The following is a 5,695-nucleotide window of genomic DNA, read 5'->3' on the forward strand; positions in this document are numbered from 1 at the left end:
GTTATTAAAACTTGTGCAACAGACCAATATATTAATTTTTGAGAATTCTGAGTACCATATTTTGCAAAATCAAAAACATTTTCAATTTTGTTTACAGGATATTTTTCTTCAAAATTTTCAGGACGCCAGCCTGTTGGTTTAAACCAAATGGTTAATTTATCTTTCCATTTTGGAGCGCGCCAAGCATCTTTTATTAATAAACTCAAATGCTGGAAATTTATTTTAATCGGATTCCATGTATTAGCAGGTCTTGTAATTCCAAAAACAGGAGGTACATCATCTAATTCTTCCTGAAAAGTTCCAAAAAGCTTGTCCCAAAAAATAAAAATCTGCGAATGGTTTTTGTCTAGATATTCTGGATTAATTGCATGATGCACGCGATGATGTGACGGAGTTACCAAAATATGTTCAATAAAACCCATTTTCTTGATGTGCTTTGTATGATACCAAAATTGTAAAAATAAATGAATAGGAAGTGTGATAGCAATAACAGAAGCAGGAACGCCAAGTAAAGCGGCAGGAATAAGCAAAAAAGTAAACAAATTGACTAAACTTGCAATGGGTTGACGAAGTGCACAGGCAAGATTAAATTCTTCGCTACTGTGATGAATAGCATGTTTGTTCCAAAGAAAATTAATCTGATGCGCCAGACGATGACTCCAATAACCATAAAAATCAATTACAAAAAAAGCTATGCAGTAGGAGAGAACATTTGCTTCTAAATGTTGTAATGCAATTTTAGAAACTAGCCATTCGTAGGAAAGAAAAGTTATACTCAACCCCAAAACATCTTTAACCGAATTGGTAATGCCAGAACTTATGCTCGATACGCTGTCTATTAATGGAGCAGTATCGTTCTTTTTGTAAATGCCGTATAGTTTTTCGATTACAATTAAAACTAAAAAAATCGGCATTGCGATAATTAATATTTTGCCATATTCTTCCATAAAAAAAGCATTCTATTTTATCCAAATATAGAATAAAATAGAATGCTTTTTAAATTATGGGTCAATTAAACAATTTCGGCGCTAAGCCCAGCTTCCAAAAGTTGTGTACATTGAGGTTTTAGTTTTTCTATCGGACCTGTTTTTACAGTGCATTTTCCGTTATAATGTACAATCAATGAGCATTGCTCTGCTTGTTCGGCTGTGTGGCTGCACACGCGCATAAGAGTATCAATTACATGATCAAAAGTGTTTACATCATCATTATACACAATGATCTCGTTATTAAAAGCAACCGCTTCTTTTTCGCGAACTCTTTCTCTGACTTTTTCTTTAGTACTCATATTTTATAGTTTTTGTACTGAATTGATTATCAGTATCTAATTTACGTATTTTAAAGATACCCAGTTGTTTCTTTGAAGCTTTTTAACATAAGTTAAACCCTTTTCAACGCATGATGCATCGATAAATGGAATATCTTCTTCATAGAAACCACTAAAAAGGATAATACCTTTTGGGTTTAAAGCATCAACATATGCTTGCATATCATTTAGCAAAATATTTCTGTTGATGTTAGCAATAATCAAATCGTATTTTTTTTCTGCCAATAAAGCCGCATCGCCCTCATAAACGGAGATATGTTTGCAATTATTGCGTTCGGCATTTTCAATTGAGTTTAAATAGCACCAATTGTCAATATCAATGGCATCAATAGGTTCAGCACCTTTCATTTCGGCTAAAATCGCTAAAATCGCAGTTCCGCATCCCATATCAAGGGTTTTTAAGCCTTTCACATCCATTTCAAGTAAATGCTGAATCATCATGTGAGTGGTTTCATGATGTCCGGTTCCAAAACTCATTTTTGGTTCAATTACAATATCAAATTCAGCATCAGTTTTCTCGTGAAAAGGAGCGCGAACGTGACATTTTCCGTCAACATCAATTGGTTCAAAATTCTTTTCCCATTCTTCATTCCAGTTTACCTGATCGATTTCTTCAATTGTATATTCAATTTTAAACTCTTCAGATTGTAAAATATAAATATCATCTAGAATATTTTCATCCCATAAATCTTTCTTCACAAAAGCAGAAATTCCGTTTTCTGTTTCTGTAAAACTTTCAAACGCTTTTTCGCCCAATTCAGCCACTAAAATTTCAGAACCTAACTCTTTTGGCTCAATTGTAAAATGATATCCTAAATATATATTCGACATAAATAAAAATTTTTGCAAAGGTAAGAATCCAAAGCAAAATTTATTCATAAATAAATCATATTCTTATAAATTTTAATGCTAATTTTGAATTAAATTTTGTAAGTTTTTTTTTATGGTTAAAAATGTTGTTTTAATTCTTTTATTGGTTGTTTTAAGCGCCGCAAGTTGCGAAAACGAACACGATGTTGTGCGATCTTTTTGTTATTGGAAGACCGATATGTATTTTCAGGAAGCAGAAGATTCTTTAGTAAAGAAAATGGATCTCCAGCATATGTATGTCCGTTTTTTTGATGTCGATTATAATCCCTATTCAAAAGAATCTCTTCCTGTAGCTACTATTCAAGATATTTCACTTAACAAAAGCAATCTGGAAATAACGCCAAGCATTTTTATTACAAATGAAGTCTTCTTAAAATCTGACACAAAACAATTGGATAGTCTTGCTGCTAGAATGACACGCCGAATTAGTCAGATTGGAAAAAGGATGAATGACAGAAAAGCAGAAAGCAATGCTTATAATATCGTTTATCCAAAAGATTATTACAAGCAGAAAGACTTCAAAGCGTTAGATTACGATTCTGTAAAAAAAGCAGAATCGGCGAAATTAAAAGTTGATTTTAAAGAAATTCTGATTGACTGTGACTGGACCGAAAAATCTCAGAAGAATTATTTCTATTTATTAAAACAGATTAAAAAGCAGTTTCCATCGTCAAAACTTGTGGCAACAATCAGGCTTTGGCAATATAAATATGCTTCAAAAGCTGGAATCCCGCCTGTAGATAGAGGTTTACTGATGTGTTATAACATTACAAAACCAGATGATTTTCAGACTAAAAACTCAATTGGAACTAGCGAAGAATTGGCGCAATACATAACGCATAGCGATTATAAACTCAAATTAGATATTGCATTGCCATTATACAGTTGGGCAGTTGCTTTTAGTGGAAATCAATTTAAAGGCATTTTGTCCGATTATGATCAATTGATAAAAGATACGATTAAAGTAAAGAAAACTTCAGATTCAAAATATGTTTTGCAAGATGATGTTTTAGTAGGTCAGACGTATCTTAGAAATGGTGACGAAATTAGAATCGAAAAAATTTCAGACAATGAATTGGATAAAATGATTTCGATTGTTAAAAACAAAATTCAGATTAATAATGATACAAAAGTGACTTTTTTCTCTTTTGATAAAAAATACATAAACGATTATGGAACCGAAAATATCTCCAATTTTTATGCGCGCTTTTAGTAGTTTATTTTTCGCTTTAGGCTTTCAGCTTTCATTTGCCTGTGGATGGAGTGTTTCTCCCGAAACCAGCCGATTAGCTTTGTTTAAGGCGCAACGTGAAGGATTCTTCAAACTTACGCCGTTTTATTATTCAGCAGATAATTATTATTCAACTAATACTATTTCTAGTGTAGATCAGGAAAAGAATTGTTTAGAGTGGAAAAAGAAATTAGGAAACAGTATTAATCCAGACGATGTTCATGTGATTTTGTATGAAACAGATTCTGAACAATTTCAAACGGCATTCGAAAACAAAACTTTGAAAAATGCATTCCCTAAAAACACTTTTGTAGAAGCTTTATTATTGTCTAAAAACAAAGCTTTTTTAAATTATATTCTGCTGGCTAAAAAACTGGAATACGGTAATGTGGAATATACAAAATGGGAATCTTGGGATCAAGTTGGCAGTAATTATAAGAATGATGATTTAGTAGATAATTTCGATTTTGAAAAGAAAATAAAGTCGGCTAAAGATTCTTTTCTAAAACAGCGTTATGCTTTTTTAGCATTGCGATATTATTTTTATGCGCAGCAAAAGCAAAAAGTTGTACAATTATATAATGATTATTTTGCTTCAGAATCAAACACAATTCTTAAACCTTGGGCATTATATTATAACGCTTTATGTATTGATAATCTGCCTTTGCAAAATTATTTATTGAGTAAAGTTTTTAATTCCTGCGAAGAAAAATCGTTTGCCGTTCTACAGCATTACAATTGGAAATTGACTGAAGAAACTTTGGCTTTGGCACAAAATGACGAAGAACGAAGTGTAATTTTGTCTATTGAAAGTCTTAGAAACCCAGCACCAGATTTAAAAGCTATTAAAGAAATTTATGAGTTAAGTCCAAATAGTTTGTTTTTAAGCTTTTTGATAGGACGAGAAGTAAATAAACTCGAAGATTGGATTTTTACGCCTCAGTACACCAATGACGAAACACCATCTGTTGTTTTTAGCAGTACAGATTGGTATGAAAATTATGCTAAAGCGAAAGAAGAAAACTTCAATAAAGATATTTTATACTTGAGAGAATTAGAATATTTCCTGATTTCAATTCGTGAACAAACTTCTGGCGAGCAAAAAGATTATATTACAGCAGCAATTGCTCAATTGTGTTTTATTGACGATCAGGTTGAAGAAGGAAAAAAATATACTGATTTGATTTCTAATAAAGCAAATCCTTCGATACAAATGCAGAAGAATATTCAGCTGGCTTTGGTCTCATTAAAACAAGATGATTTAAAAAATGAGAAAGTTCAAAGCCAGCTTTATACTTATTTTGATTCGGTCGAAAATCTAGTAGAAACCGATCACGGATTATTTAAAAATTTATATAGTTTATACCTAATTGCAAGCGATGACTTTCGCAAAAAAGGCGACATTGTTACAGCAGGTTTACTTTCGATGAAATCGGATATTAAAAATGATGGAGAATATTCGGCTTACAATAATCCATATTTTTTTAGTTATATAGGATATTTTGACCGCAATGCGTCTGTAAAAGATATGGATGTTTTAATGGCTTTACAGCTTAAAAAAGATAAAACGCCTTTCGAAAAATATATTTGTTCTGGAACAATCGCGCCAAATGTCAATTATTACAAAGATTTAAAAGGAACAATTGCTTTTAGAAATAATAATCTGGAATTGGCCTACGAGACTTTTTCAAGTATGCCACAAGATTTTTGGGAAAAGAATTATGAGTACAAAACCTATTTAAACGAAAACCCATTTACGCCCAAAATCCTTCAAAAACAAGAAGAAAGAAAGTATGATTATAGTTTCAATAAAACCGATTTTATTGCGAAATTAATTCAGCTTAAAAAACAAAATACAGCAAGCAGCAATCTGCAATTGGCACATGCTTATTTTAATGTTTCCTATTTAGGGAATTCTTGGATGATGACGGCCTACGATTGGAGCTCAGGCGGGTCATATACAGATTATGTTTACGGAGATAATACAGAAAACGAAAAGAAATATCAAAATGGCAATTATTACAATCTGAAAATGGCCAAAATGTATTATGAAAAAGCATTAAAAATGTCTAGAAACACTAACGAAAAAGCAATGGCCAGCTTAATGATTTTTGAATGTAATTATTACGACCATTATGCAGAATTAATTACAGAGGAAGAGGAAGCCAAAAATCCTTTTAAAGCAGGAAAAGAATTGGTTAATTTTTATTCAATTTTTTAAACGTTGGTGTTGTTTTATAAATTGAATAAAAATTAACCAATTCTTT

Annotated in this window: 5 protein-coding genes; 2 read left to right on the forward strand and 3 right to left on the reverse strand. The window is 31.6% G+C overall.

Annotated features, from left to right (window positions below):
- From B3J44_RS16565 to prmA, 3 genes are all read right to left on the reverse strand, one after another.
- Window positions 1-947, reverse strand: a 947-nt coding sequence (locus tag B3J44_RS16565; RefSeq protein WP_286969751.1) for a sterol desaturase family protein, incomplete at its 3' end; no start/stop codon positions are given.
- Between the two features lie 65 nt (window positions 948-1,012).
- A complete protein-coding gene (locus B3J44_RS16570) occupies window positions 1,013-1,288 on the reverse strand; it encodes an ATP-dependent Clp protease adaptor ClpS (RefSeq protein WP_198856133.1) in 276 nt (91 codons plus the stop codon).
- A gap of 36 nt (window positions 1,289-1,324) precedes the next feature.
- Complete coding sequence (prmA, locus tag B3J44_RS16575; protein WP_286969752.1) at window positions 1,325-2,158, reverse strand: 50S ribosomal protein L11 methyltransferase; 834 nt, start codon at window positions 2,156-2,158, stop codon at window positions 1,325-1,327.
- A 112-nt stretch (window positions 2,159-2,270) separates the two neighbouring features.
- Here prmA and B3J44_RS16580 point away from each other — a divergent pair, with 112 nt between their 5' ends.
- Window positions 2,271-3,410, forward strand: a complete 1,140-nt coding sequence (locus B3J44_RS16580) for a hypothetical protein (RefSeq protein WP_286969753.1) — start codon at window positions 2,271-2,273, stop codon at window positions 3,408-3,410.
- Window positions 3,370-5,649 carry a hypothetical protein gene (locus tag B3J44_RS16585; RefSeq protein ID WP_286969754.1) on the forward strand — a complete coding sequence of 760 codons (2,280 nt, stop codon included), beginning with the start codon at window positions 3,370-3,372 and terminating at the stop codon, window positions 5,647-5,649. The genes B3J44_RS16580 and B3J44_RS16585 overlap by 41 nt, the downstream gene beginning before the upstream one ends.
- Window positions 5,650-5,695 lie beyond the last annotated feature (46 nt).

The sequence above is a fragment of the Flavobacterium sp. UBA4854 genome (assembly GCF_002399805.1).
GTDB classification, from domain to species: Bacteria; Bacteroidota; Bacteroidia; order Flavobacteriales; family Flavobacteriaceae; genus Flavobacterium; species Flavobacterium ginsengisoli.